The following is a 23,369-nucleotide window of genomic DNA, read 5'->3' as shown; positions in this document are numbered from 1 at the left end:
GTGATAGTAACAGGAGCGGCTCGTTGGTCTAGAGCGGGTTAACGGCGCGCTGTCTCGATTTTGCTTTCCCGCGCAGTCACGTTCTGGTTATGTCCTCCGCCATGATCGCACACCTCCGTGGCCGCCTCGAAGCGACCGGCATCGACCATGCGGTGATCGACGTCGGCGGCGTCGGTTATCTGGTCGGCGCCTCGGCCAAGACGCTCGCGGCGATCGGCCCGATCGGCGAGGCCGCGACCTTGTTCACCGAGATGCTGGTCGCCGAGGATTCGATCCGGCTGGTCGGTTTCGCCCGCCCCGACGAACGCGACTGGTTTCGCTTGCTGACCGGCGTCCAGGGAGTCGGGGCTCGTGTCGCGTTGGCGATCCTGTCGGTGCTCGAGCCGGTCGAGATCGCGAAAGCGGTAGCTGCGCAAGATAAGGCGATGGTGGCGCGCGCCAATGGCGTCGGACCGAAACTCGCCGAGCGCATCGTCCGCGAGTTGAAGGACAAGGTCGGCGGCGTGATTCCCGGCAGCCTGACCCCGGTCACGGCGGCGATGGGCGCAGCGCAGGACGCGGTGTCGGCGCTGCTCAACCTAGGATTCCGCCCTGCCGAGGCCAATGCCGCGGTCGGAGCGGCGGAAGAGGAACTGGGCGCCGGCGCCGGGCTGGATGCGTTGGTGCGGCTGGCGTTGAGGAAGGCGGCGAAATGACGGACGAGACGACGGTACGCCGCGCCACCTGCGCTTGTGGCCAACTCGCGATCGAGTGCGTTGGCGAACCGGTGCGCGTCTCGGTGTGCCATTGCCTCGACTGCAAGCGACGATCAGGCAGCGCATTCGCGATGCAGGCGCGGTTCCCCAACGATCGCGTCACCATTTCGGGGCAGTCGAAACAATGGACGCGGACCGGCGATGAGGGCGGCAAGGGCGTGATGGATTTCTGTCCCGATTGCGGCTCGACCTTGTTCTACCGGGTCGAGTTCGATCCCGATATGGTCGCCGTGGCGGTCGGCGGCTTTGGCGATCCGAATTTTCCAACGCCGATTTATTCGGTTTACGAGACGCGCAAGCATCGCTGGCTCGAGATTGTCGGAGACGGCATCGAGCATTACGAATGACCGCCTATGTCATTTCAAGGGTGACGATGAAGCCCGGCCCCGCGCTCGAGGCGTATCGGCGGCTGGCGGCGGCGTCGATCGCGCGGCATGGTGGTCGGTATCTGGCGCGCGGCGGAGCGATGACCGTGCTCGAAGGCGAGTGGCGCGCGGGAGCTGTATTGCTGGCTTTCCCGAGCGTGGGGGCGGCACGTGCCTGGTATTCCTCTCCCGATTATGCCGAAGCGCTGGCGCATCGCGACGACGCCGTCGAGCGCGACTTGGTCCTGGTCGATGGGATCGATTCCTGACCGCGGCGCGGTAGAGCGTGCCCGGCGCGTGACGATCAGTTTATTGATGTAGCGAAACAATTATTCGGCCGGGCGATCAGGGTCTAGGCTGTCGCTCCCGAACGATGGGAGGACGTATGAAGCGACTTCTGTTGGCTACCAGCGCGTTCCTGCTGATTTTACCCGATATCAGTGCAGCCTTTGCTCAGGTGGGGCCGAAACTGCCCCCCGGCGCGACGACCAAGCCGGGCCGTCCCGGCGGTCCGCAGATCCAGCCGCCGCGGCCACAGCCGCCCAAGCCACGGCCTCCACGGCCACGCCCACCGGGTCCGGGCAATGGCGGCGGTGTCGTTCGCCCGCCACGGCCTCCGCGCCCGCCGGTGACCAAGCCGATGCCGCCGCTGCCGCGGCCGCCCAAGCCCGGCAAACCGCATCGCCCCGGCGCCGGCCGTCCGCCCAATTTCCGGCCGATCCACCGGCCGGGCTGGATCTATCCGCCGGGCTGGCATTATCGCCGCTGGACGATCGGCCTGCTGCTCCCCGCCATCTTCGTCGGCCATCATTATTATTACGACGATTGGTGGCAGATGGGCCTCGAGCCGCCGCCTCGCGGCTATCGTTGGGTGCGCTATGGCCCCGATCTGCTGTTGGTCAATGTCCGCACGCGCCGGGTCGCCGACGTGATCTACGGCGCATTCTACTGACCGCGTGACAAAAGGGGGCGTGAACAGGTAGGGAACGTTCGATGGACGAACCCGCCCGCCTGATCACGCCCCAGCGTCAAGCCGAGGATGTCGACGCGGCGCTGCGTCCGAAGACGCTCGACGAGTTCGTCGGACAGAAAGCGGCGCGCGAGAATCTGCGCGTGTTCATTTCCGCGGCCAAGGCGCGCGGTGATGCGCTCGATCATGTCCTGTTCTTTGGGCCGCCGGGGTTGGGCAAGACCACGCTCGCGCAGATCATCGCGCGCGAAATGGGGGTTGGCTTTCGCGCGACCAGCGGCCCGGTCATCGCCAAATCGGGCGACCTTGCCGCGTTGCTGACCAATCTCGAGGACGGCGACGTCCTGTTCATCGATGAGATCCACCGGCTCCAGCCCGCGGTCGAGGAAGTACTCTATCCGGCGATGGAGGATCGCGCGCTGGACCTGATGATTGGTGAGGGGCCATCAGCACGCAGCGTGCGGATCGACCTCCCGAAATTCACCCTGGTCGGGGCGACGACGCGGCAAGGATTGCTGACGACGCCGCTACGCGACCGTTTCGGCATCCCGGTGCGGCTCAATTTCTACACGGTCGATGAGTTGGAAGCGGTGGTGACGCGGGCGGCGCGCTTGCTCGGCCTCCATGTCTCGGCCGATGGCGCGCAGGAGATTGCGCGGCGTGCACGAGGGACGCCGCGCATCGCCGGGCGGCTGCTGCGCCGGGTGCGCGACTTCGCCAATGTCGCGGGACGCGAGACGGTCGATGCCGTCGCCGCCGACGCCGCGCTCAACCGGCTCGAAGTCGACAAGCTCGGGCTCGATGCGATGGACCGCCGCTATTTGATGATGATCGCCGACATCTATCGCGGCGGCCCGGTCGGCGTGGAGACGCTCGCGGCTGGTCTGAGCGAGCCGCGCGACACGATCGAAGAAGTCGTCGAGCCCTATATGATCCAGCTTGGCCTGATCGCGCGCACCGCACGCGGACGGTGTCTCAACCCATCCGGTTGGAAGCATCTCGGCCTGAATCCGCCCGCCGGCGCACAGGATGGTCTGTTCGATCAGCCGATGAAATAGACGATCGCCGCAGCGCCGCCGCCAAAGATCGCGGCAACGACCATCCCCAGGATGCCGGCAATCGCGCTGCCACCGCGCCGCTTGGCGAATGCTGAGCGTTGGCCCGGTTTGGCCAATTTGAGTTCGATATAGCCCGCAATCGTTCCCCCGATCGCGGTGGCGATTAGCGATACCAAGGCGCCGAGCGGCGATCGGCCCACCGTCGCGATCGCGATCGGCAGCAAGGCGGCGATGGGTGCCGCCATCAGCAAGGCAGCGGCGAGCTTGGCCTGATCGACGCGCTGTTTGTGGACCGGCGCCACCGCGATCAATTCGGGCGCATCCTCGCCCGACACGGCCAGCCAGGCAAAGCTGCCGGTGAGCTGGGTCGCTACCAGCACGCTGGCAAAAGCGAGGCCGGGCGCGATCAGCCCGCCACCGCCGCGAAACGCCACCAGCATCAGCGGGATCAGATAGACCAGGCGCAGGATGATCTGGAACACCAGGCCGGGATCGCGCGCGAGCAGACGCCATTCCTTGGCGAGGACCGACCGGAACAAGCCGGCATGGAACAATCGAGCGCTCGCCTTGCCGGTCGGCCGCGTCCGGCTCAACCGCATTCCTGCATCCTGATAGCCGCTCAGGAACAGGCGCTGCAGCACCGCGCCGGTGCCCGCGAACAGCGCGACGCCGATCGCCAGCAGGATCGCGAGCGACACCGGATCGCCGAACGCGGCATGGCCAGGCACGCCGCTCCATCCTGTCTCGCCCCATCCCCAGGCGCGTAGATCCTGGAAGATCACGACAAAGGACGACTGCCGGCCCTGGGCGCCATGCGACAGCTGGCTGAAGAGGAACAGGGCGCCGCCCAGCACGGCCGCGGCAACCTGACCGACCGTGCGCGCGGCGCGGGGGCCGGCGATGCTGGCGAGCGCGAGGGTGATGGCGATGCCGATCGCGGCGGCGGTCAGTGCTAACGCCACCAGCAGCGCGACGACCCCGAGCAGATGCGGATGACCCAGGATCGCGATCGGCACGACCACCGGCAGCAACAGTCCGGCATAGGTCAACACGATCGCGCCGGCGATTGCCGCCAGCTTGGCTAACAATACGATGCGGCCCTCGATCGGTGCGGTCATCAGCAAATCGAGGTCGCGGCTTTCGTACAAGGTCTGCTGGCTGCCCAGGATCGCCTGCGTCGTCATGAACGACAAGGCGACGACCGACGCAGCCAGGATTCCAATCCCGATCTCCGCGCGATAGTCGATCGGCACGCCCATCACGAAGTACGCGAACGTCGTGCCGGCCACGAGGTAGAGGCCGAGCAATACGAGGGCGAGCACCTGACGCTTGCCGCCGCGTCTGCGACTGCGCCAGGCGAGCCGCAATTCGTGCCAAGCCAGCCAGGCAAAGCTTCCGGGAGCCAATCGGGTCACGCCCCGCTCGTCAGCCGGATAAAGGTGTCTTCAAGCGTCATGCCCTCGGTCCCGGCGCGATCGCGCAATTCGTCGAGCGTGCCTTCCGCGAGCAATTTGCCGCTGCCGATAATGCCGATGCGATCGGCCATGCGCTCGGCGACTTCGAGGATGTGAGTGGTGACGATCACCGTCTTGCCGCGATCGACCTGTTCGCGCAGCGCGTCCTTGACCGCGCGCGCCATCGCGGCGTCGAGCCCGGTCAGCGGCTCGTCGAGGATCAGCAGCTTGGGATCGTGGATCAGGGCGGCCGCCAACGCGACCTTCTGCTTCATGCCGCGCGAAAAGCTCTCGCACCTGGTGTCGCGCTGTTCCCACAGATCGAGCCAATGAAGCAGCCGTTCGGCTTCTTCCGACGCGACATGCGGATCCATCCGCCACAACCCGGCAACGAAAGCGAGATATTCGAGCGGGCTCAATTTATCGTAGAGCATCGGCTCATCGGGCAGCCAGGCGGTGATCGCCTTGGCCGCGATCGGATCGGCCAGCGCATTCACCCCGAAAATCTCAATGCTTCCCGCATCGGGCCGGGTCAGGCCGGTGACCATCCTGAGCGTGGTCGTCTTGCCCGCGCCGTTCGGGCCGAGCAGTGCATAAAGCTGGCCCGCCGCGATATCGAGGTCGAGGCCAGTGATGACGGGTTTGTCGAACGCCTTGGCAAGGCCGCGAATCCGAAGGGCTTCTGTCATTGGGGGCGGTTTAGCCTGACATCACGCCTCGTCCAGCGCGAACAAACTTTCGACCGGCTTGCCGATCGCGGCGGCGAGTTTGAGCGCCAGGATCGTCGAAGGAACGAACACGCCGTTCTCGACCGTGTTGATCGTCTTGCGGCTGACCCCGATGCGCTCCGCCAGTTCGGCTTGCGTCCAGCCGAGTCGCGCGCGCTCGTCGCGCAGGCTGTTGGTCAGTCCACTGCTCACGACTTGAGTGCGCGCCGCTCGAGCATGCCGAAACGGATCCACGCCGCGGCAATGCCTGCGCTCATCATCACGTGGATCACGTCGCGCGCGCTCATCGGCTCGAACAGGGAGAGGACGTAGAGTGCGATGGCCGCGACCATCGTCGCGAGGAAGCCGTAACGAAACCCTTCGGCGCGGTGAATTTGGGCGCTTTCGTCGTTGATCAAGGCGCGGACATTGGCGCCGCGGAACCAGCCACCGCCCGTCGCAAACGCGATCAGCAACACGATCGAGAGCAGCGGCCAAGCGCTGACCGCGACGTGATCGACAAGTCGCGACCCGTCACCCAGGCGGCGGCCGCTGAAATAACTTGCTTGTTGGGCGAGAAAGATTGTCGCCATGGCTGGCATCATCCGCGCACGACGGTGCACTAGTCGGTCGGCGATTTCGGCATCAGTCATCTTGAATACCCCCTCGAAATGTAACCTATACTACTCATGTAACCTAAGGGTTACATCGACGCAAGGGGCAAAATCGGGGACGAACGGGTTTGCCTCACCGCTTCGGACCGCTAGGGACTTAACCATGACGGCAACCGGTATCGACCAGCCGGTCGAAGGACGCTTCGACGGACGCGAGCACCGATTCCCGGTGCGCGTCTATTTCGAGGACACCGACCTGTCGGGCGTGGTCTATCACGCCAACTATCTGCGCTACATGGAACGCGCGCGGTCGGACATGCTGCGGCTGGTCGGGATCGACCAGCGCGCGACGATGGAAGCCGGGGAGGGCGCCTATGCGGTGTCCGATATGGCGATCAAATTTCGCCGTCCGGCGAAACTTGACGACGCGTTGGTGGTTGTTTCGCGACTGATACGGGTTCGCGCCGCGGCGGTGCATATTCATCAGAGAGTCATACGGGGACCTGAATTACTGGCAGAGGCGGACGTGACCGCAGCATTGGTCGCGCCCGACGGACGCCCGAAACGCCAGCCGGCACACTGGGCGTCGGCCTATGCAGGGCTGATCTGGACACCCGAAGAACAAGGGGACTGAAGACGTAATGCATTGGAGTTTAGACCTTTCCCCCGGATCGACCTCGCCGCTCGCGCTGCTGCTGCATGCCGACATCGTCGTCCAGATCGTCATGGCCGGATTGCTGCTCGCCAGCATCTGGACCTGGGCGATCATCATCGGCTTCTCGACCAAGGTCGGCGCGACCCGGCGCAAGATCGACAAATTCGAAAAGGATTTCTGGAAAGCGGAGGATATCGACGCTTTCTACAAGTTGCACGGCGACGACGAATTGCCGGTGGCGCGGGTGTTCGCGGCCGGCGTGTCCGAATGGCGCCGCTCGACCGCCGGCGGGGTGGTCGATCGCGAAGGTATCCGCGAGCGCCTCGCCACCGCAATGGGATCGGCCGTAGCCGGGGAGGCGGACAAGCTCGCCGACCGGCTCAACATCCTGGCCACGGTCGGGTCGGTGGCGCCGTTCGTCGGCCTGTTCGGTACCGTCTGGGGCATCATGTCGAGCTTCACCGGCATCGCCGCGGCGCAGAATACCAGCCTGGCGGTGGTCGCCCCCGGTATCGCCGAGGCGTTGTTCGCCACCGCGATCGGTCTGTTCGCGGCGATCCCCGCGGTCATCGCCTACAACCGCTTCAGCCATGGCGTGAACCGGATCGAGGCGCGGCTGATACGGTTTGCGGATGGGTTCCATACGACCCTCAGCCGCCAGCTGGAGGCGAAAAGATGAATGGGGCCATGTGCCTGTTCCCCTCCCGTTTACGGGAGGGGCTAGGGAAGGGCGTGTCCGTTTCCGCTATAGACACGCCCTCCCCCAACCCCTCCCGCAAGCGGGAGGGGCTTTGACGTGGCGATGAATCTCCCCTCCAGCCGCGCCAAGGGACGGCGCGCGCCGATGGCGGACATCAACGTCACGCCGTTGGTCGACGTCATGCTGGTGCTGCTGATCATCTTCATGGTCACCGCGCCGCTGATGACCGCGGGGGTGCCGGTCAATCTGCCCGATAGCCGGGCCAAGGCGCTCGACCAGGACCAGAAACCGGTCGACATCGCGGTCGATCGCGACGGCACGATCCATATCGGCGATGACGCCGTGACGATCGAGGAACTGCCCGATCGCCTCTCGGTGATCGCCAGCGAACGCCGTCAGGGCGACAAGCCGCCGCAGGTCTTCCTGCGCGCCGACAAGGCGCTCGATTATGGCCGCGTGATGGAAGTGATGGGCGAGCTCAACCGCGCCGGCCTCAACCGCGTCGCGCTGGTGTCAAACGCCAAGGAGCGCCGGTGAGCGGCATCGCCGTTTCTCCTATCCTGCGCCCCATCCCCCAGGAGCGCGACGACCGGTTGTGGATCGCGATCGGCGTGTCGCTGCTCGCGCATATCGTCCTGTTCACGATCCTGTCGCTGCTGCCGCCATCGCCCCCGCCACCGCCGGTCGCACCGATGGACGTGACGATCGCCGACGATGTCGGGCTGAAGGCCGGCGCGCCCAATACGACGGTCGACCCCGCCGAGAGCAAGGCACCCGATATCGGCAATCCGGAGGATTCGGCGCCGCCCGCGCCGGCCGAGGACAAGGCCGAGCCGGCGCCGCCCAAGCCCCAGCCCGAGGCCGCGCCGCCGCCCAAGCCCGCGCCGGTCGCCAAGCCAGAGCCGAAAAAGCCGGCACCGCCCGCACCAAAACCGGCGCCGAAGGCACAGCCCAAGCCGGCCGTCGCGGCGCCCGCCAAGCCTGCGGTCAAGCCGGGCAAGGGCACGGGAAGCACGGCCAATGCGGTTAAGCCCAAAGCGCGCGGCCTCAATTTCGGCTCGGACTATTTCAAGGGTGCGACCAACAAGCCAAGTCCCGCTACCGGCACCGCGCCCAAATCGGCGACGATGAGCCAGCAAGCGGCGATGGATATCGGTCAGAAAATCAAGCAGCAGGTGCAGCCTTGCGCCAACCGCCAGGTCAATCCCGGCCCCGGCGCTGAGCGCATCCGCGTGACGATCCGGCTCAAGATCAACCGCGACGGCACGCTGGCGTCGCGGCCGGTAATCGTCGGACATGACGGCGTCGACGACGATAATCGTCGCTACCAGCGCCAGGTCGACGATCGCGCGATCGCGACCTTCATGGGCTGCCAGCCGCTCCGCGGCCTGCCGCCCGAATTGTACGACGTCCCCAATGGCTGGAGCGATTTCTCGCTCCGCTACAAGCTCCCGGGTTGAGAGAGAGATGATGACCAAAGGCTTTCCGCTAATCGCGCTGATGATGACACTGGCGCCCGCCGCCAACGCCCAGACTACCCCGCCCGCGTCGGAACCCGCGCCAACTCCGACGCCTGCTCCTGGTCCCGGCGCGACTCCGGCGCCCGGGCAGTCGGGCGGGCTGGTGGTCGATGTCGAGGGCGGCATTTCGGCGCCGATGGGGATCGCGATCCCGGCGCTTCCGACTCCCGAGGTGGCGTCGACCGCGGCGGGATCGACCGATCAGCTCGGCAAGCAATTGTCCGACGTGATCACGGCCGACCTCAAGAATTCGGGACTGTTCAAACCGCTGCCGGCCGGTCAGCTGATGCCGGTGCCGTTCGCCCAGGCGACCGCGCCCGATTTCGGCGGCTGGACGTCGCGCGGCGCGACCGCTCTGGTCCAGGGTTATATCCGCGCCAACGGCAACGGCACCGTGACGGTCGGCTGTTATTTGTACGACACTGCGGCGCAGCGTGAGTTGGGGCGTCAGGGATATGTGCTCAGCGTCAACGAATGGCGCCGCGCCGCGCATAAATGCGCCGATATGGTCTACACCCGGCTGACCGGCGAAGGACCGTATTTCGACAGCCGCGTCGTCTACGTCTCGGAGACCGGACCCAAGGGCAAGCGGATCAAGCGGTTGGCGGTGATGGACCAGGATGGGTTCAATGGCCGCTTCCTGACCAACGGCCAGACGATCGTGCTGACTCCGCAATTGTCGCCTGACCAGCGCCGTGTCGCGTACCTGTCGTATCTCGACAAGAAGCCGACCATCTATGTGCTCGACCTCGGCTCGGGCAAGCAGCGCCGGCTGGTCGACAATGTCAGCCTGGCGCTGGCACCGCGCTGGTCGCCCGACGGCCGCTGGATTCTCTATTCGATGTCGCAGGCGGGCAATACCGACCTCTACAAAATCCCGGCCGATGGTGGCGCGTCGCAGCGGCTGACCAATGCGCCGGGCATCGACACCGGCGGCAGCTGGTCGCCCGACGGCAGCAAGATCGTGTTCGAAAGCGACCGGTCCGGCGCGCAGCAACTCTATGTGATGAACGCCGACGGATCGTCGCAGCAGCGGATCAGTTTCGGCTCGGGCCGTTATGCGACCCCGGCCTGGAGCCCGCGCGGCGACCTGATCGCCTTCACCAAGATCGGCGGCGGCTTCCATGTCGGGATCATGTCGCCCTCTGGCGGCGGCGAGAAGATGCTGACCGACGGCTGGCAGGACGAAGCGCCGAGCTGGGCGCCCAATGGCCGCGTCATCATGTTCTTCCGCTCGACTGAGGGCGGAAGCGGCGTTGCTGACCTGTGGTCGGTCGATCTCACGGGCGTCAACGAACGCCGCTTGCCCACCCCGTTCGACGGATCGGATCCGAGCTGGGGACCCATTCGCAAGGACTAACGTTTCGTATCCGGACTGAATACGCCCCCCAGGCATTTAACAGCCAAAAGTTAGGGAGAACCAACAATGGCACGCATGACGACCAAGCTGATCCTGCTCGCGACACTCGTCGCGGCCGCAGGCTGTGCCCATAAACGCCCGCCGGTTCTGCCGCCCGCCGCGGGCGACCAGCCGACGGGGTCGACCGGCAACGGCGATGCCGGATCGATCGTTCCCGGCTCGGCCGAGGATTTCAAGCGTTCGGTGATGAGCGACACGATCCACTTCGCGCTCGACCAGTATGACATCGACGCGACCTCGCGCTCGATCCTCGACAGCCAGGCCGCCTGGCTGATGAAATGGCCCGACCGCCGCATCACGATCGAGGGTCATGCCGACGAACGCGGCACGCGCGAATATAACCTCGCGCTTGGCGATCGCCGCGCCAACGCCGCCAAGAACTATCTCGCCGCGCGCGGCGTCAACGCGGCGCGGATCAACACGATCAGCTATGGCAAGGAACGCCCGATCGCGCTCGGCTCGGACGAGGCAAGCTGGGCCCAGAACCGCCGCGCGGTGACCATCGTCCTGCAATAGCAACGCACGACATTTCGATTGCGAACGAGGCCGGGGAGCGATCCCCGGCCTTTTTCGCGGTCATGCTTCCCATTTATCCAGCGCGCGGCGATAGGCGGCTTCCTTCGTCGATCGCTCCTTCTCCAGTCTGTCGATGTCGGTCTCTTGCGCCCTGGCGAGCTTGCGCCGTTTCTCCTGCAAGGCAGCCAGCTGATCGTCGATATCGGCGAGGTCGCGGTCGTACTTCTCGCGAGCGGCGCTCAACGCTTGCTCCGCCGTTTCCAACGGCTTGCGATCGGGCGGCGGCTTGCGTTTGGCGGGCTTGCGCTCGGGCGTCGATTTCGGGTCGCCGGCGGGCCGTTTCGCCGACCCGGCTGCCTTGCGATGCTCCGCGGCCGATCCCCTCGGCCGCTTGATCACCTCACCCGGGCTGGCGAGCGGCTCCTTGGTCAGCTTGGGATCGGTGACCAGTTCCGCCGCGCCGCGCGCGAACAGATTCTTCTCGGTACCCCAGGCCTTGAGCGCGGCCTTCATGCTCGGCGCCGCGACATAGGCGTCGTGGAAGCCGATCGGAGTGCGATAGACTTTCAGCTTGGGCATAGCGCATGGCCAACGCAGCGCGCGCGAGTTCGTGCCGAGGCGCCGGTCACCAGGTCATCGAATCCGCTTGCGACTCACTCGAAACCGATATAAATATGATATCATCTTTAACGGGAGGGTCCCATGGCTATCCAGGCCTCGGATGCGAATGTGAATGGTATCGGACTGACCTTGTCGCGCGAGCGTCCGGCGGCGACGTCGAGCGGCTATCTGATGCTGCTCGTGCTGCTGATCGCATTGGTCACGGCAATCTACGGCGGGACGACGGTCGACAATAATGCCGCGCTTGGTGCGCTGCTGATCGTCGGCGGGACGATCGTCTTCGCCTTCGTGCTGTGCGGCTTCTACATGCTCCAGCCCAATCAGGCGGTGGCCGTCACCCTGTTCGGCAGCTACCAGGGCACCGACCGCAAGACCGGTTTGCGCTGGCTGCTGCCGTGGCTCGGCCGCAAGAAGATCTCGGTCCGCGCCAACAACATCATTTCCGACAAGATCAAGGTCAACGACCTGCGCGGCAACCCGATCGAGATCGCGGCGCAAGTCGTGTGGCGCGTGACCGATACCGCCCAGGCATTGTTCGACGTCAACGACTATAAAGCGTTCGTGATGGTCCAGATCGAGGCCGCGGTGCGGACGATCGGGTCGCGTTATCCCTATGACGATTTCGCGCATCAGGAAGTGACGCTGCGCGGCAATCACGATCAGGTCGGCGGCGAACTGCGCCAGGAACTGATCGCGCGGCTGGCGATGGCCGGGATCACGGTCGACGAATGCGGCTTCACCCACCTTGCCTATGCGCAGGAGATCGCCGGCGCGATGCTTCGCCGGCAGCAGGCGCAGGCGGTCGTCGCCGCGCGCCAGACCCTGGTCGAAGGCGCGGTCGGCATGGTCGAGATGGCGCTCGACCTGTTGAGCAAGAAAGGTGTGGTCGAGCTTGATGACGAACGCCGCGCGGCGATGGTGTCGAACCTGATGGTCGTGCTGTGCGGCGAGCGCGATACGCAGCCGGTCGTCAACACGGGCTCGCTCTACCAGTAAGGCGGCACGATGAGCGCTCCTCCCAAGAAGGCGTTTCCACTGCGCCTCGATCCCGCGCTGTACGCGGCGATCGAGCGCGCGGCGGCGAGCGACCTCAGGAGCGTCAATGCCCAGGTCGAATGCCTGCTGCGCGAGGCGCTGGCGCGGCGCGGGGTGAAGCTGGCGGATCCGGTGCGGCCCAAGCGTGGCCGCCCACCCAAGCAAGGAGATCAGGAATGATCGGACGGATGACGAGCCGCGAGCGGCTGCCGATCCTGTTGGCGCTGTCGGTACTGGCGCTCGGCGTCGGTATCTCAATGGTGCTGGCATGAGCGAGGGCGACTGGTTCGCGCCCAAGAAGCTCGGCGTGGGCGCCGGCCTGCCGATCAAGTGGCAGGGATGGGCGATCACGATTGGCTATTCGCTGACCGTGATCGTCGCCGCGGGAACCTTGGTGCCGCGTCATCCGGTGATCGCGATCGGCGTTATCGTGCCGCTGACCCTGGCCTTCATGGTGGTCTGCGCCCAGCACACGCGCGGGGGGTGGAAATGGCGCTGGAAAGGGGAAGAATAGGATGAAACGCGTCGCCTTCGCCGCTGCCGCTTTGCTTGTGATCGCCGCGGCACCCGCGGGTGTCGAGGTCACCGTTGCCGGGCCACAGGGTGCGCTCGCGGGGACGTTGCTCGATCCGGGCAAGGATGCGCCAGCCGTGCTGATGATTCCAGGCTCGGGCCCGACCGATCGCGACGGTAACAATCCGCTCGGCGTGAAGGGCGGCGTCTATCGCCAGCTGGCCGAGGCGTTGGCGGCGAAGAAGGTCGCGACACTCCGCATCGACAAGCGCGGCATGTTCGGCAGCAAGGCGGCGATTGCCGATGCCAATGCCGTGACGATCGGCGATTACGCCGCTGACGCGCATGCCTGGGTCGACATGGTGCGCGCGAAGACAGGGCGCCGATGTGTCTGGCTGCTCGGTCATAGCGAGGGCGCGCTGGTGGCGCTGCAGGCGGCGCAGAACCCAACCGGCATTTGTGGTCTGGTCCTGGTCGCCGGGGCGGGCCGTCCGCTCGGCGAAGTGATCCGCGCGCAATTGCGAGCCAACCCGGCCAATGCGCCTTTGCTGCCGCAAGGCGAAGCCGCGCTTGACCAGCTCGAAGCCGGCAAGCGTGTTCCGGCAGCGGCCATTCCCGCGCCGCTCCAGCCGCTCTTCAACGAGCGCGTTCAGGGCTATCTGATCGACATGTTCCAGCACGACCCCGCCAAGCTGATCGCCGCGGTGAAGCTGCCGGTGTTGATCGTCCAGGGCGACAAAGACATCCAAGTCTCGGTGTCCGATGCCGAGCTTCTCAAGCGTGCGCAACCCGTAGCGACGCTGAAGCTGCTGCCGGGGATCAATCATGTGCTGAAGTCGGTGGCGAGCGACGACCGCGCCGCGAACGTCGCTACTTATGGCGATGCCAACCTCGCCATCTCGCCGGCCGTGCCCGACGCGATTGCGGCCTTCGTCAGCAAGTAGCTACTATCAGCCGAGCGCCTGGTTGAGCAATTTGGCCAGCCGCAGTCCGCCGCGCTCGACCTCGAGCCGCACGGTCGGCACCAGAGATGCGATCGTCGTATTGTCGAGTTTGACCCGCGTTGGCGTGGGTCCGCAGGGATCCCCGCCGATCGCGGTCCGATAGGTCACGTCGCGCGCGACCGCCCAGCTTTCGCGGCTCCAGTCGAGAACATTGCCCGCGGCGACCCTCTTGCGATCGGCGAGCGAATAACGATGCACCAGGCTCGGCCCGGTCGAGATGGCGCGTTCGGCGAGATAGCCGTCCCAGATCGAATGGAGGTTGAGCCGGCTGGCGGCATAGGTGCCGTACACCGCCTTCACGTCGTTGCCGCCTTTGTCGCCCTTCTCACCGGCATGAAGCGGTTGATGAAGGTCGCCGACGAAATGGATCAGGAAGACGAGCGCTTCGACGCGTTGCTTGGTCGGGGTGCGGCGGTCCTTGAGCAATTTCACATCGCGGACGATCTGCGCCGATACGCAATTGCCGTCCTTGCATACGCTCTCGACATCGAACGGCGAGCAGATGTTGACGTCCTGATAGTGCCAGGCGCTGGTGTAGCCGAACTTCTGCTTGCCGTTTTCGTCCTTGATCCCCTTGATGCAATCGGCCCAGATCGCGGCGGCGTCGAGCGTGCCTGCTTTGCATTCGGGGGTGCCGAGCAGCTTTTGCTGGCGGAGCAATCGGGTGATCTCCCGCCGGGCCTTGGGTGTGATGTTGGCCCAGGCGATCTCGGCGACGGTCTGATGGCCATATTCCCAATAGGCATTGGCGGGAGAGGCGAGGACGAGCGCGGCCAGCGCGGCGGCGACGGGGAGGAGGCGCTTCATGGGTGATGCCTTACGCCGGGCGTTGGGCGGTTCCAATGGTTTTGGAGGGCGCGCGTGCCTCTCATCCATCGTCACCCCGGCCTTGTGCCGGGGTCCACCCTTCCACCACCGAGATGAGGCGTTGTTGCGCGGTGGATGCCGGGACAAGCCCGGCATGACGGTTGCGGATGGTCAGCCCTCATCCTCGTACAGCGCCACTTTCCGGCTCCCATCCGACGTCGCGCGCCCACGATACATGCTTGCCGTGGTGAAGCTCCAGGCCATGCCGCCGTCGGTCGCGGTGACGATCACGCCGCCGGTGCCGCCGAGCGCTTTCACCTCGGCCATCACGGTGTCGGCCGCCGCCTGCAGGCTTTCGCCGAGGAAGCGGACGCGCGCGTTGATCTGGAAGGCGACGCTTTCGCGGATGAAGAACTCGCCCGCGCCGGTGCACGACACCGCGGCGCCGCGATCGTCGGCATAGGTGCCGGCACCGATCAGCGGCGAATCGCCGATCCGCCCCCAGCGCTTGCCGGTCACCCCGCCGGTGGAGGTCGCCGCGGCAATATGCCCGGCCTGGTCGACCGCCACCGCGCCGACCGTGCCGTATTTCATGTCGACGTCGAACTTTCCGCCGTTCGACAGCAATTCGTCGAGCTGGCGCCGCCGTTCGGGAGTCGCGAACCACTCGGCGTCGGCTTGATCGAGCCCATGTTCGCGGCTGAACGCGTCGGCGCCTTCGCGGCCGAGCAGGACGTGCGCGCTTTGCTCCATCACCGCGCGCGCCAGGGTCACCGGATTCCGGGTCGCGGTGACACCGGCGACCGATCCGGCGCGCAGGGTCGCGCCCTCCATGATCGCGGCGTCGAGTTCGTTCTTGCCCTCGAACGTGAAAGCGGCGCCGCGCCCGGCGTTGAAATGCGGATCGTCCTCGAGCACGCGGACCGCCGCCTCGACCGCGTCGAGCGATGCGCCACCCGCCGTCAGGATCGCGCTGCCCGCATCGAGCGCGGCGTTCAGCGCGGCGCGAACCCCAATGTCGGTCTCAGGCCGGGTCTGGCTGCGCTCGATCGCGCCCGCGCCGCCATGGATCACCAGCGACCAGGGTGTTGGGCTTGTCGTCATGGCGGCGAGCGGTAGCCTTGGCGGAGCGCCGCCGCAATCCGATCAGCGGCCGCAGCCAGTTCACTTCGCGCCCGATCAGGTAGAATGCCCAGCATCCCGCGATCGTCGCCGGCACCAGGATGAGGAATTCGCCCAGCGCGCCGATCCCCAACGGACGCAGCCAATATTCGACCACGACGATGATCGTCTGATGGATCAGGTAAAAAGGGAACACCGCCTCGGTCAGCGTGGGGCGCCACGCGCCGTCGCGGTTCCAGAAACGCTCGGCGATTCCGATCAACGCCGCGACCGCCGCCCAGCATTGGATTTGGTGCGCGACCAGCATCTGGTCGCCCAGCCATTGCGGCGGGACGAGGTCGCCGGGATAGACGATCTCGACCGCCGCGCCGAACGCATAGCTCAGCATCGCGATCAGCGCCGCCGGTTTCCACCAGCGCACCAACGCGGCGAGCACATTGGGCGACCGCGCGAGGCCGAAGCCGAATAGAAAGGCGGGGAAATAGGCGAGATGCGCGATACCGTCGTTGATCAGGTCCTGGGTGTCGGTCCAGCGGTGGAAAATGACGACCTGGCTCAGCACCAGATAGGCCATCGGCAGCACCAGTGCGCGCCAGCCGCCGAATGCCGCGTCGAACCAGGCCTGCAACCGGGCCGGGCGGGGGATCAGGAGCAGCAGCGACAGCGCGGCGGTATAGGTCCAAAGATAGCCGACGAACCATAAATGGTTCCAGGTGGGCAGGAACACGCCGTCGATCGCCCGGAAACGGAAATAATCCCGGGTCAGGAACGTCGCGAAACCCTGGGCATAGCCATGTTGGGTCACCAGCTCGACCCAGCTTTGCGGCGGCACCATGACGGTGACGCCGAAGAGGAGCGGGATGAGCAGACGGCTCGACCGGCTCGACATGAACTTGGCGACGCCGCCCGATTTGGCGAGCAGCGCGCGGCTGGCATAGCCCGAAACAACGAACAACAACGTCAGGCGCCACGGGTTGGTCAGCAACATCACGACCGATAGCCACTCGACCGGCTGGGCGGTCTTCACGTGGAAACCCCAGGGCGTGAACACCATCGCGGTATGATACAGGATCAGCAGGGCAAAGGCGCCCACGCGAAGCCAGTCCATGCCGTAATGTCGAACCATGCCAGTCCATGTAGCGATTGAGGGCGCGATGACTACCCATCGCACCCTCAGGAGTTCCGCTTAGACGGTCAAACGGGGCTCAAGCGACGTCGGGTCGAGCGCGAACGGTCTCCGTCCAGTCGGCCGAGCCAGCCGGTTTTGCGGCCTTGGTGCGTGCCTTGAGGCCGATCAGCGGGCGCAGCAGGTTCACGTCGCGCCCTATCAGGTAGAAGGCCCAGCATCCCGCGATCGTCGCCGGCACCAGGATGAGGAATTCGCCGGCCGCGCCGATGCCAAGCGGCTTCACCCAGAATTCGACCAGGACGATCACCGTCTGATGGATGATGTAGAAGGGGAAGGTCGCCTCGGCGAGCGTCGTGCGCCAGCGATGATCGCGGTTGAGGAAGCGTTCGGCCATGCCGATCAGCGCGGCGATGGCCACCCAGGTGTCGATCTCGCGCGCCAACCGGAAGACGATCGTCACGTTGTGCGTCGGGAAACTGAAATCGGGATAAGCGACCAGCAGCCCGGCGATCACCGCGTAGCAGCCGATCGCGACTGCCGCCGACGCCGCCCACCAGCGCGCCAGCCCGTCCATCACCACCCGCGATCCGGCCAGACCGAAACCGAACAGGAAAGCGGGAAAATATTGCAGATGCGCCAGGCCGTCGTTGAACAGGTCGTGCGTATCGTCGTCGCGGTGGAACAGCCAATATTGCGTGACCAGCAGGAACACGACCGGCACCCAGGCCGCGCGGCTGCCGCCGAGCAAGCGATCGAACATCGCCTGCAGCTTGCCCGCGCCGGGAACCAGCATCAGGAGCATCAGCGCGAGCGTGTAGACCCAGAGATAGACGACGAACCACAGATGATTCCAGGTCGGCATGACGATCCCGTCGAGCTTGCCGAAGCGGAAATAATCATGGGTCAGGAACCAGAGATAGCTCTGCCCATAGCCATGCTTGCCGACCAGCTCGACCCAGGTCTGCGGCGGGACGATCACCGCCATGCCGAACACGAGCGGGATCAGCAGCCGCGAACTGCGATTGCCCAGGAAGCGGCGGATGCTGGGCGATTTCGACCACAAGGCGCGGCTGGCATAACCCGATACGACGAACAGCAAGGTAAGCCGCCAGGGGTTGGTCAGCAGCATCGGGATCTCGACCCAGTCCATCGGCTGCGCGGTCTTGATGTGAAAGCCCCAGGGCACGAAAACCATGCCGATGTGATAGAGGATCAGCAGCGCGAACGCGCCGATCCTCAGCCAGTCCATTCCGTAATGCCGTTCCATTGCTCGCCTCCATTCCTTGCGATGCGGTGACGGCTAGTCGGGGCCTGTCGGGACCGGTATCGGAGAGGGGCAAAAGGCGGCTTCACGGGGACGATCGAAATAGTGGCTGGGACGAGCGGCGGGTGGCGCGGGATGAACGGGACGCAACGCAAGCTGGCGCTTGGGTTGGCCGCCGGCTTCCTCACGATCGTCACCCTCATCATGATCGCCAATGCCGAATCGTCGATCGCCGATCTCCAGGCGTCTGGCGCGCATATCCGGCCCGATCTGGTCTGGTCGTGGGAATGGACCAGCATGCTCGCATGGCTCAGCGTCTATCCATTGCTGTGGGTCGCGGTCGCGAGGGTCAGGCCGCCCCGTTTCCCTTGGGCGGCGGTGATCGCGATATTGCTGGTAGGCAGCCTGATCGCTTCTGGTTGGCATATCGCGGTGATGGTGGTGCTGCGGCGGATCTATTACGATGCCGTGGGGCAGGGGCCGTATCACTTTTTCGGCATCGTCGACGATCGCTTGCTCTACGAATTCCGCAAGGATTTCGCGACCTACCTCCAGTTCGTCATTATCGCCGCGGTTGGGCAATGGCTGATCGCGCGCGCCGCGACACCGCCATCCGCGGCGCCCGCTACTCCCCGGACGCTGGCGGTGGCCGACGGGGCGGTCACCCATGTCGTGCCGATTGACGAGATCGAGTCGATCGCCTCGGCGGGCAATTATGTCGAGATCGCCTGGGGGCCGCGCACGCTATTGCATCGGGCCACGCTGGCGGCGGTCGAAGCCGAACTGGGCGAGGCGTTCCTGCGCATCCATCGCAGCCGGCTGGTGCGGCGCGCGGCGATCCGCCGGATAGAGACCGACAAATCGGGCGACTTCACCGTTGAACTGGCGTCGGGCGCGATGCTACGCGGAAGCCGGCGCTACCGTCCGGCGGACTGATCTCGGGCTGAGTCCGATCAGCGGGCGCAGCCAGTCGACTTCGCGTCCGATCAGATAGAAGCTGACCGCGAACGAGAAGGTGCCGGTCAGGATCAGCGCGAACTCGACGAAGGGGTTGAGGTTGAGCGGCAATGTGTACCAGGCGAGCAGGATGATCGCCGGATGGTGCGCTATGTAGAGCGGAAATACCGCCTCGGCCAACGTCGCGCGCCATTTGTGATCGTGATTGAGGAAGCGCGTCGCGACCTGGAACAACACCAGCATCATGCTCCACGCCATCGCCAGCCGCGCCGCGCGGTCGAGCACCATGATGGCGTGCGGCGGCACATTGTGCCCTTCATAAGCGAGCTCGATGCAGACCACGATGATCCCGGCGATCAGCGCGACCGCCGCCGCCGGCCATTGCAGCCGCGCGATCGTCGGCCATAATTTGCTCTCACCCGCCAGTGCGAAGCCGAACAGGAAGATCGGGAAATAGGCGAAATGGGCGTTCCAGTCGGTGAACAGGCCCTGCTTTTCGGGGAAGACGAACATGACCGAAAGCTTGAGCATCACCAGCACGGCGATCGGCGCCCAGAGCAGCCGCGTGCCGGACGCCAGGCGGTCCGTGGCGCGGGTCAGCCGCTCGGCATTCCAGCCCGGGACGAGCAACAGCGCCGCGAGCGCCATCGTATAGGCCCAGAGATAGACGACGAACCACAGATGCTCCCAGCTCGGGAAGCCATGGCCATAGACCGGGGTGACGCTCCAATAATCGGTCAGCCAGAAATGGAGCAGGCTGCCCGGATAGCCTTGCTCGCGCGCCCTGATCCACATTTCGGGCGGGATCAGCGTGACCATCGCGAACGCCCAGGGAATCAACAGCCGGCGATTGCGCGATTCGGTGAAGGCGCGGACCTCGCCCGACTTGGCGAAGAGCTTGCGGCTGGCATAGCCCGACACTGCGAATAGCAGCGGCAGACGCCACGGCGTCAGCAACGCCATCGGCGCGGTCAGCTCGTGATACGTGACCGGCGATTTGATCACCCAGTCCCAGGTCGAGAAGACCATGGCGACATGGTACACGATCAGCAGGCCGAAGGCGCCGATCCTGAGCCAGTCCAGGCCATAATGTCGTCGCTGGGGAATCATTGACGCCGTTCGTGTCCGAGTTGATCCAGCTCATAGCGGACCTGCCCTGACCAAAAGGTTATCGCGCTCGAAACCTCGGTTGCTCAAAATGGGTGGTGCGGGTGCTTTATAATCCGGAATCATCGTCTTGTTGGCGGATGACTTTTCGACGCCCGAGCCGGGTCGATCCCAGCGCCCCCCAACTCCCCTCCCTGCAAGGGAGGGGCGGGGGTGGGTGCGCGCGTCTGCGCGCTTACAAAGACTCTCCACCCCACCGCCAAAACAGCGACGAGCGAGGCATCGAGCCTCGCCCGTCGCTCAACCCACCCCCWACCCCTCCCTTGCAGGGAGGGGAGATCTGACGTGTCGATCCGCCTTAGAGCACTAGGTTTCGCGGACGCGCGCCGCTATATGGCGGGCGACCCAAGAGGATTTCGAATGTCAGTTCGTCCCTGGCGCGATATCACGCGCCGCAAGAGCCGCCAGATCATGGTCGGTAACGTCCCGGTCGGCGGCGATGCGCCTGTCACCGTCCAGACGATGACCAATACGCCGACCAGCGACCCGAAGGCGACGATCGACCAGATCCGGCGCTGCGAGGATGCCGGCGTCGATATCATCCGCGTGTCGTGCCCCGACGTCGAGTCGACCGCGGCACTCAAGCAGATCGTCCGCGCCTCGCGCGTGCCGATCGTCGCCGACATCCATTTCCATTATAAACGCGCGCTCGAGGCAGCCGATGCCGGCGCCGCGTGCCTGCGCATCAACCCCGGCAATATCGGATCGGCCGAGCGAGTGAACGAAGTGGTCGCCGCGGCCAAGGCCAATGGCTGCGCGATCCGCATCGGGGTCAATGCCGGCAGCCTCGAACGCGATTTGCTCGAGAAATATGGCGAGCCCTGCCCTGATGCCCTGGTCGAAAGCGCGCTCGATCACATCAAATTGCTCCAGGACCGCGACTTCCACGAATTCAAGGTCGCGGTGAAGGCAAGCGATCTGTTCCTCGCGGTCGCCGCCTATCAACAGCTCGCCGAAGCGGTCGATTGCCCGCTCCATCTCGGCATCACCGAAGCCGGCGGGTTCGTCGGCGGCACGGTCAAGTCGGCGATCGGGATCGGCAGCCTGCTGTGGTACGGGATCGGCGACACGATCCGCGTCTCGCTCTCGGCCGAACCCGAGGACGAGGTGCGCGTCGGGTTCGAAATTCTCAAGGCGCTGGGCATCCGCAATCGCGGCGTCCGCGTCGTGTCGTGCCCGAGCTGCGCGCGCCAGGGTTTCGACGTCATCCGCACCGTCCAGGCGCTCGAGGAACGGCTCCAGCATATCCGCACACCGATGTCGCTGTCGGTTCTTGGCTGCGTGGTCAACGGGCCGGGCGAAGCGCGCGAAACCGATATCGGCATCACCGGCGGCGGCAACGGCAAACACATGGTCTATCTGTCGGGCGTGACCGATCACCATGTCCAGGACGCCGACATGATCGAGCATATCGTCAAGCTGGTCGAGGCCAAGGCAGCCGAGATCGACGCCGCCGACGAGGCGAAGGCGGCGTGAGGATCGTTCGCTGCGTCATTGCAGCGGCAATCGTTCTCGCCGCGCCGTCGCTAGCCGCGGACAGCGCAGCGCCGGTGAGCGTCTCGCCCCATCCCGAAGCACGCCCGTTCGGCGATCCCGATCGTGCCGGCCGCGACGTCGCCGATGCGATGGCGCGCGCCAAAACTAATGGCCATCGCGTGATCCTCGTGTTCGGCGCGAATTGGTGCCACGATAGCCGCGCGCTGGCCGGTTGGTTCGCCAGCCCGCGCTTCGCCGCGATGCTGGCGCCGCGCTACGAAATCGTCTGGATCGATGTCGGGCAGAAGGACCACAATCTCGATCTCGCGCGCCGCTTCGGGCTCGACGGGATCAAGGGAACGCCGACCGTGCTGATGCTCGATTCCGCCGGCAAGCCGCTCAACCTCAAGGACGCGCCGCGCTGGCACGACGCCTCGACGCGCAGCGAGGACAAGATCTATCGCTATTTCGCCCGATAATACGCGACAGGAGGGCACATGACCGACGGACGGTTTCGCCTGGCGCAATTGCTGGTCGGTCTGGTGGCGGTCTTCGCGATCGGGTTCGGCGGATACATGCTCGCCCAGCCGCTCCTCTGGTATCGCGCGCTGCCGACTGTGGTGTTCACCGGTCCATTCAACCAGCATTTCGTCCGCGATATCGGTGCGGCCTATCTGACATGCGGTCTGCTGCTCGGTTGGGCGATGCTCGATCTGCGCGTGCGGCGGCTGGCGGTGCTGGCGGGGGCATTGTGGCTGAGCCTGCACGCGCTGGTCCATTTGTACGAAGTGATCACCGGTATTTGCGGCGTGGCGATCTTCTGGCGCGATTTCCCTGGCGTGTTCGGGCCGCCGGCCTTGGCGCTGTTCGGTTGGTGGCTGGCACGGCGGTAAGTTCTTCTTAGCCATCACTATTAGCCAAGCCGCAATCGCCGTGCGGTAGAAGAGCGGCCATGAAATATGCGCTGCTCGTCGTGACCGTGATCGGAATCGTGATCGGCCTGGCCCTGCCGGGGGCGAAGCGCGCGCCGATCGCCGCCGCGCCGCCTGCCGCCGCGGCGCCCGCCGATCAGCCGCAGCCGACCGTGCTCGACCGCGCCGATAACGGCCATTTCTTCACCGTCGCCGACGTCAACGGCGAGCCGATCAAGTTCGTCGTCGACACCGGCGCGACCGAAGTCGCGCTGACCCAGGACGATGCGCGGCGGGCCGGGGTAAAGTTCGATCCCGGCCGGTTCGACGTCGTCGGCACCGGCGCGTCGGGCGATATCAGAGGACAGGAAGTCGAGCTCGAGGACGTCGTGCTCGACGGCAAGCGCGTCAGCGGCATTCATGCCGTGGTGCTCGATGGGCTGACCATCTCGCTGCTCGGGCAGAACTATCTCCGCCGTCTCGACAGCGTGGCGATCAGCGGCGACAAGATGACGTTGAAATAGTCTTCCTTATTCCCCTCCCATTCATGGGAGGGGTTAGGGGAGGGTATGTCCGAATAGTTGGCGGCGGGGACGAGCTAACACGCCCTCCCGCAGCCCCTCCCGCAA

The 23,369-nt window shown here is 65.5% G+C and carries 30 protein-coding genes; 20 read left to right on the top strand and 10 right to left on the bottom strand.

Features of this window, described 5'->3' with window-relative positions:
- Positions 1-101 precede the first annotated feature (101 nt).
- From ruvA to ruvB, 5 genes are all read left to right on the top strand, one after another.
- Positions 102-695, top strand: a complete 594-nt coding sequence (gene ruvA, locus AC1DQQ_RS21065) for a Holliday junction branch migration protein RuvA (protein ID WP_478029781.1) — start codon at positions 102-104, stop codon at positions 693-695.
- Positions 692-1,102, top strand: a complete 411-nt coding sequence (locus AC1DQQ_RS21060; protein WP_478029782.1) for a GFA family protein — start codon at positions 692-694, stop codon at positions 1,100-1,102. The genes ruvA and AC1DQQ_RS21060 overlap by 4 nt, the downstream gene beginning before the upstream one ends.
- Positions 1,099-1,389 (top strand): DUF1330 domain-containing protein, encoded by a 291-nt coding sequence (locus tag AC1DQQ_RS21055; RefSeq protein WP_478042889.1) that lies wholly within the window; start codon positions 1,099-1,101, stop codon positions 1,387-1,389. Before AC1DQQ_RS21060 ends, AC1DQQ_RS21055 begins: the two co-directional genes overlap by 4 nt.
- A 116-nt stretch (positions 1,390-1,505) precedes the next feature.
- Positions 1,506-2,072 carry an RcnB family protein gene (locus AC1DQQ_RS21050; RefSeq protein WP_478029784.1) on the top strand — a complete coding sequence of 189 codons (567 nt, stop codon included), beginning with the start codon at positions 1,506-1,508 and terminating at the stop codon, positions 2,070-2,072.
- A gap of 41 nt (positions 2,073-2,113) precedes the next feature.
- Positions 2,114-3,148, top strand: a complete 1,035-nt coding sequence (gene ruvB, locus AC1DQQ_RS21045) for a Holliday junction branch migration DNA helicase RuvB (RefSeq protein ID WP_478046664.1) — start codon at positions 2,114-2,116, stop codon at positions 3,146-3,148.
- Here the strand turns inward: ruvB and AC1DQQ_RS21040 are convergent.
- Genes AC1DQQ_RS21040 through AC1DQQ_RS21025 form a run of 4 tightly spaced genes read right to left on the bottom strand, consistent with a single transcriptional unit; the run spans position 3,133 to position 5,962 of the window.
- On the bottom strand, positions 3,133-4,563 hold the full coding sequence (locus tag AC1DQQ_RS21040) for a hypothetical protein (RefSeq protein ID WP_478029786.1): 1,431 nt from the start codon (positions 4,561-4,563) through the stop codon (positions 3,133-3,135). The two genes, ruvB and AC1DQQ_RS21040, sit on opposite strands and share 16 nt — an antisense overlap.
- The gene (locus tag AC1DQQ_RS21035; protein WP_478029787.1) at positions 4,560-5,291 is read right to left on the bottom strand and encodes an ABC transporter ATP-binding protein; all 732 of its coding nucleotides are present in this window, start codon (positions 5,289-5,291) and stop codon (positions 4,560-4,562) included. Before AC1DQQ_RS21035 ends, AC1DQQ_RS21040 begins: the two co-directional genes overlap by 4 nt.
- 21 nt (positions 5,292-5,312) lie before the next feature.
- On the bottom strand, positions 5,313-5,522 hold the full coding sequence (locus AC1DQQ_RS21030; RefSeq protein WP_478029788.1) for a helix-turn-helix transcriptional regulator: 210 nt from the start codon (positions 5,520-5,522) through the stop codon (positions 5,313-5,315).
- A complete protein-coding gene (locus AC1DQQ_RS21025; protein ID WP_478046663.1) occupies positions 5,519-5,962 on the bottom strand; it encodes a hypothetical protein in 444 nt (147 codons plus the stop codon). The genes AC1DQQ_RS21030 and AC1DQQ_RS21025 overlap by 4 nt, the downstream gene beginning before the upstream one ends.
- Positions 5,963-6,086: 124 nt before the next feature.
- On the opposite strand from AC1DQQ_RS21025, the gene ybgC reads away from it, so the two are divergent.
- The 6 genes from ybgC to pal all read left to right on the top strand — a co-directional run bounded on the left by ybgC (position 6,087) and on the right by pal (position 10,734).
- Positions 6,087-6,557, top strand: a complete 471-nt coding sequence (gene ybgC, locus AC1DQQ_RS21020; protein WP_478046662.1) for a tol-pal system-associated acyl-CoA thioesterase — start codon at positions 6,087-6,089, stop codon at positions 6,555-6,557.
- Positions 6,558-6,564: 7 nt separating this feature from the next.
- A complete protein-coding gene (gene tolQ, locus AC1DQQ_RS21015; RefSeq protein ID WP_478029791.1) occupies positions 6,565-7,257 on the top strand; it encodes a protein TolQ in 693 nt (230 codons plus the stop codon).
- A 117-nt stretch (positions 7,258-7,374) separates the two neighbouring features.
- Positions 7,375-7,815 (top strand): protein TolR, encoded by a 441-nt coding sequence (tolR, locus tag AC1DQQ_RS21010; RefSeq protein WP_478046661.1) that lies wholly within the window; start codon positions 7,375-7,377, stop codon positions 7,813-7,815.
- Positions 7,812-8,738 (top strand): cell envelope biogenesis protein TolA, encoded by a 927-nt coding sequence (locus tag AC1DQQ_RS21005; RefSeq protein WP_478046660.1) that lies wholly within the window; start codon positions 7,812-7,814, stop codon positions 8,736-8,738. The genes tolR and AC1DQQ_RS21005 overlap by 4 nt, the downstream gene beginning before the upstream one ends.
- 10 nt (positions 8,739-8,748) lie before the next feature.
- The gene (tolB, locus tag AC1DQQ_RS21000; protein WP_478046659.1) at positions 8,749-10,158 is read left to right on the top strand and encodes a Tol-Pal system beta propeller repeat protein TolB; all 1,410 of its coding nucleotides are present in this window, start codon (positions 8,749-8,751) and stop codon (positions 10,156-10,158) included.
- A gap of 66 nt (positions 10,159-10,224) precedes the next feature.
- Positions 10,225-10,734: a peptidoglycan-associated lipoprotein Pal gene (gene pal / locus AC1DQQ_RS20995; RefSeq protein ID WP_478029795.1), complete on the top strand. Its 510-nt coding sequence runs from the start codon at positions 10,225-10,227 to the stop codon at positions 10,732-10,734.
- Positions 10,735-10,794: 60 nt separating this feature from the next.
- On the opposite strand, the gene AC1DQQ_RS20990 is transcribed toward pal, so the two are convergent.
- Positions 10,795-11,313: a hypothetical protein gene (locus AC1DQQ_RS20990; RefSeq protein WP_478046658.1), complete on the bottom strand. Its 519-nt coding sequence runs from the start codon at positions 11,311-11,313 to the stop codon at positions 10,795-10,797.
- A 123-nt stretch (positions 11,314-11,436) separates the two neighbouring features.
- Here AC1DQQ_RS20990 and AC1DQQ_RS20985 point away from each other — a divergent pair, with 123 nt between their 5' ends.
- The 4 genes from AC1DQQ_RS20985 to AC1DQQ_RS20970 all read left to right on the top strand — a co-directional run bounded on the left by AC1DQQ_RS20985 (position 11,437) and on the right by AC1DQQ_RS20970 (position 13,847).
- Positions 11,437-12,351, top strand: coding sequence for an SPFH domain-containing protein (locus tag AC1DQQ_RS20985; RefSeq protein ID WP_478042896.1), 915 nt, complete (start codon positions 11,437-11,439; stop codon positions 12,349-12,351).
- Between the two features lie 9 nt (positions 12,352-12,360).
- Complete coding sequence (locus tag AC1DQQ_RS20980) at positions 12,361-12,570, top strand: type II toxin-antitoxin system antitoxin (RefSeq protein WP_478029798.1); 210 nt, start codon at positions 12,361-12,363, stop codon at positions 12,568-12,570.
- Positions 12,571-12,658: 88 nt separating this feature from the next.
- Positions 12,659-12,904, top strand: coding sequence for a hypothetical protein (locus tag AC1DQQ_RS20975; protein WP_478029799.1), 246 nt, complete (start codon positions 12,659-12,661; stop codon positions 12,902-12,904).
- A 1-nt stretch (position 12,905) separates the two neighbouring features.
- Positions 12,906-13,847 carry an alpha/beta hydrolase gene (locus AC1DQQ_RS20970; protein ID WP_478046657.1) on the top strand — a complete coding sequence of 314 codons (942 nt, stop codon included), beginning with the start codon at positions 12,906-12,908 and terminating at the stop codon, positions 13,845-13,847.
- Between the two features lie 6 nt (positions 13,848-13,853).
- On the opposite strand, the gene AC1DQQ_RS20965 is transcribed toward AC1DQQ_RS20970, so the two are convergent.
- The 4 genes from AC1DQQ_RS20965 to AC1DQQ_RS20950 form a co-directional block, all read right to left on the bottom strand.
- Complete coding sequence (locus AC1DQQ_RS20965; RefSeq protein ID WP_478046656.1) at positions 13,854-14,714, bottom strand: S1/P1 nuclease; 861 nt, start codon at positions 14,712-14,714, stop codon at positions 13,854-13,856.
- A 171-nt stretch (positions 14,715-14,885) separates the two neighbouring features.
- Positions 14,886-15,818 carry an isoaspartyl peptidase/L-asparaginase family protein gene (locus tag AC1DQQ_RS20960; protein ID WP_478029802.1) on the bottom strand — a complete coding sequence of 311 codons (933 nt, stop codon included), beginning with the start codon at positions 15,816-15,818 and terminating at the stop codon, positions 14,886-14,888.
- Positions 15,739-16,962 carry an acyltransferase family protein gene (locus AC1DQQ_RS20955; RefSeq protein ID WP_478046655.1) on the bottom strand — a complete coding sequence of 408 codons (1,224 nt, stop codon included), beginning with the start codon at positions 16,960-16,962 and terminating at the stop codon, positions 15,739-15,741. Before AC1DQQ_RS20955 ends, AC1DQQ_RS20960 begins: the two co-directional genes overlap by 80 nt.
- 79 nt (positions 16,963-17,041) lie before the next feature.
- On the bottom strand, positions 17,042-18,232 hold the full coding sequence (locus AC1DQQ_RS20950) for an acyltransferase family protein (protein ID WP_478046654.1): 1,191 nt from the start codon (positions 18,230-18,232) through the stop codon (positions 17,042-17,044).
- A gap of 132 nt (positions 18,233-18,364) precedes the next feature.
- On the opposite strand from AC1DQQ_RS20950, the gene AC1DQQ_RS20945 reads away from it, so the two are divergent.
- Positions 18,365-19,165 (top strand): LytTR family DNA-binding domain-containing protein, encoded by an 801-nt coding sequence (locus AC1DQQ_RS20945; protein ID WP_478046653.1) that lies wholly within the window; start codon positions 18,365-18,367, stop codon positions 19,163-19,165.
- Here AC1DQQ_RS20945 and AC1DQQ_RS20940 read toward each other — a convergent pair.
- Entirely contained in the window at positions 19,130-20,296 is a 1,167-nt protein-coding gene (locus AC1DQQ_RS20940; protein WP_478046652.1) for an acyltransferase family protein, read from the bottom strand. The genes AC1DQQ_RS20945 and AC1DQQ_RS20940 overlap by 36 nt on opposite strands.
- Positions 20,297-20,713: 417 nt before the next feature.
- On the opposite strand from AC1DQQ_RS20940, the gene ispG reads away from it, so the two are divergent.
- The 4 genes from ispG to AC1DQQ_RS20920 are packed head-to-tail and all read left to right on the top strand — an operon-like array spanning position 20,714 to position 23,264.
- The gene (gene ispG, locus AC1DQQ_RS20935; RefSeq protein WP_478029807.1) at positions 20,714-21,829 is read left to right on the top strand and encodes a flavodoxin-dependent (E)-4-hydroxy-3-methylbut-2-enyl-diphosphate synthase; all 1,116 of its coding nucleotides are present in this window, start codon (positions 20,714-20,716) and stop codon (positions 21,827-21,829) included.
- On the top strand, positions 21,826-22,308 hold the full coding sequence (locus AC1DQQ_RS20930; protein WP_478042905.1) for a thioredoxin family protein: 483 nt from the start codon (positions 21,826-21,828) through the stop codon (positions 22,306-22,308). Before ispG ends, AC1DQQ_RS20930 begins: the two co-directional genes overlap by 4 nt.
- 18 nt (positions 22,309-22,326) lie before the next feature.
- A complete protein-coding gene (locus tag AC1DQQ_RS20925) occupies positions 22,327-22,722 on the top strand; it encodes a hypothetical protein (protein WP_478046651.1) in 396 nt (131 codons plus the stop codon).
- 59 nt (positions 22,723-22,781) lie between these two features.
- Positions 22,782-23,264, top strand: coding sequence for a retropepsin-like aspartic protease family protein (locus AC1DQQ_RS20920; RefSeq protein ID WP_478029810.1), 483 nt, complete (start codon positions 22,782-22,784; stop codon positions 23,262-23,264).
- Positions 23,265-23,369 lie beyond the last annotated feature (105 nt).

The organism is Sphingomonas sp. P4_G3, assembly GCF_056401105.1.
The sequence above is the reverse complement of the archived record's forward strand: the minus strand, read 5'-3'. Positions and strand labels throughout refer to the sequence as shown.

Excerpts from the sequence above, each read along its gene's own strand:
- AC1DQQ_RS21035 (WP_478029787.1), bottom strand. The coding sequence starts at position 5,291 with ATGACAGAAGCCCTTCGGATTCGCGGCCTTGCCAAGGCGTTCGACAAA.
- ispG (WP_478029807.1), top strand. The coding sequence starts at position 20,714 with ATGTCAGTTCGTCCCTGGCGCGATATCACGCGCCGCAAGAGCCGCCAG.
- pal (WP_478029795.1), top strand. The coding sequence starts at position 10,225 with ATGGCACGCATGACGACCAAGCTGATCCTGCTCGCGACACTCGTCGCG.
- AC1DQQ_RS20950 (WP_478046654.1), bottom strand. The coding sequence starts at position 18,232 with ATGGAACGGCATTACGGAATGGACTGGCTGAGGATCGGCGCGTTCGCG.
- AC1DQQ_RS21025 (WP_478046663.1), bottom strand. The coding sequence starts at position 5,962 with ATGACTGATGCCGAAATCGCCGACCGACTAGTGCACCGTCGTGCGCGG.
- AC1DQQ_RS21055 (WP_478042889.1), top strand. The coding sequence starts at position 1,099 with ATGACCGCCTATGTCATTTCAAGGGTGACGATGAAGCCCGGCCCCGCG.
- AC1DQQ_RS20990 (WP_478046658.1), bottom strand. The coding sequence starts at position 11,313 with ATGCCCAAGCTGAAAGTCTATCGCACTCCGATCGGCTTCCACGACGCC.
- AC1DQQ_RS20985 (WP_478042896.1), top strand. The coding sequence starts at position 11,437 with ATGGCTATCCAGGCCTCGGATGCGAATGTGAATGGTATCGGACTGACC.
- AC1DQQ_RS20945 (WP_478046653.1), top strand. The coding sequence starts at position 18,365 with ATGAACGGGACGCAACGCAAGCTGGCGCTTGGGTTGGCCGCCGGCTTC.
- AC1DQQ_RS20975 (WP_478029799.1), top strand. The coding sequence starts at position 12,659 with ATGAGCGAGGGCGACTGGTTCGCGCCCAAGAAGCTCGGCGTGGGCGCC.
- ruvB (WP_478046664.1), top strand. The coding sequence starts at position 2,114 with ATGGACGAACCCGCCCGCCTGATCACGCCCCAGCGTCAAGCCGAGGAT.
- tolB (WP_478046659.1), top strand. The coding sequence starts at position 8,749 with ATGACCAAAGGCTTTCCGCTAATCGCGCTGATGATGACACTGGCGCCC.
- AC1DQQ_RS20960 (WP_478029802.1), bottom strand. The coding sequence starts at position 15,818 with ATGACGACAAGCCCAACACCCTGGTCGCTGGTGATCCATGGCGGCGCG.
- AC1DQQ_RS20955 (WP_478046655.1), bottom strand. The coding sequence starts at position 16,962 with ATGGTTCGACATTACGGCATGGACTGGCTTCGCGTGGGCGCCTTTGCC.
- AC1DQQ_RS20980 (WP_478029798.1), top strand. The coding sequence starts at position 12,361 with ATGAGCGCTCCTCCCAAGAAGGCGTTTCCACTGCGCCTCGATCCCGCG.
- AC1DQQ_RS20925 (WP_478046651.1), top strand. The coding sequence starts at position 22,327 with ATGACCGACGGACGGTTTCGCCTGGCGCAATTGCTGGTCGGTCTGGTG.
- AC1DQQ_RS20965 (WP_478046656.1), bottom strand. The coding sequence starts at position 14,714 with ATGAAGCGCCTCCTCCCCGTCGCCGCCGCGCTGGCCGCGCTCGTCCTC.
- ybgC (WP_478046662.1), top strand. The coding sequence starts at position 6,087 with ATGACGGCAACCGGTATCGACCAGCCGGTCGAAGGACGCTTCGACGGA.
- AC1DQQ_RS20940 (WP_478046652.1), bottom strand. The coding sequence starts at position 20,296 with ATGATTCCCCAGCGACGACATTATGGCCTGGACTGGCTCAGGATCGGC.
- ruvA (WP_478029781.1), top strand. The coding sequence starts at position 102 with ATGATCGCACACCTCCGTGGCCGCCTCGAAGCGACCGGCATCGACCAT.
- AC1DQQ_RS21050 (WP_478029784.1), top strand. The coding sequence starts at position 1,506 with ATGAAGCGACTTCTGTTGGCTACCAGCGCGTTCCTGCTGATTTTACCC.
- tolQ (WP_478029791.1), top strand. The coding sequence starts at position 6,565 with ATGCATTGGAGTTTAGACCTTTCCCCCGGATCGACCTCGCCGCTCGCG.
- AC1DQQ_RS20970 (WP_478046657.1), top strand. The coding sequence starts at position 12,906 with ATGAAACGCGTCGCCTTCGCCGCTGCCGCTTTGCTTGTGATCGCCGCG.
- AC1DQQ_RS20920 (WP_478029810.1), top strand. The coding sequence starts at position 22,782 with ATGAAATATGCGCTGCTCGTCGTGACCGTGATCGGAATCGTGATCGGC.
- AC1DQQ_RS21060 (WP_478029782.1), top strand. The coding sequence starts at position 692 with ATGACGGACGAGACGACGGTACGCCGCGCCACCTGCGCTTGTGGCCAA.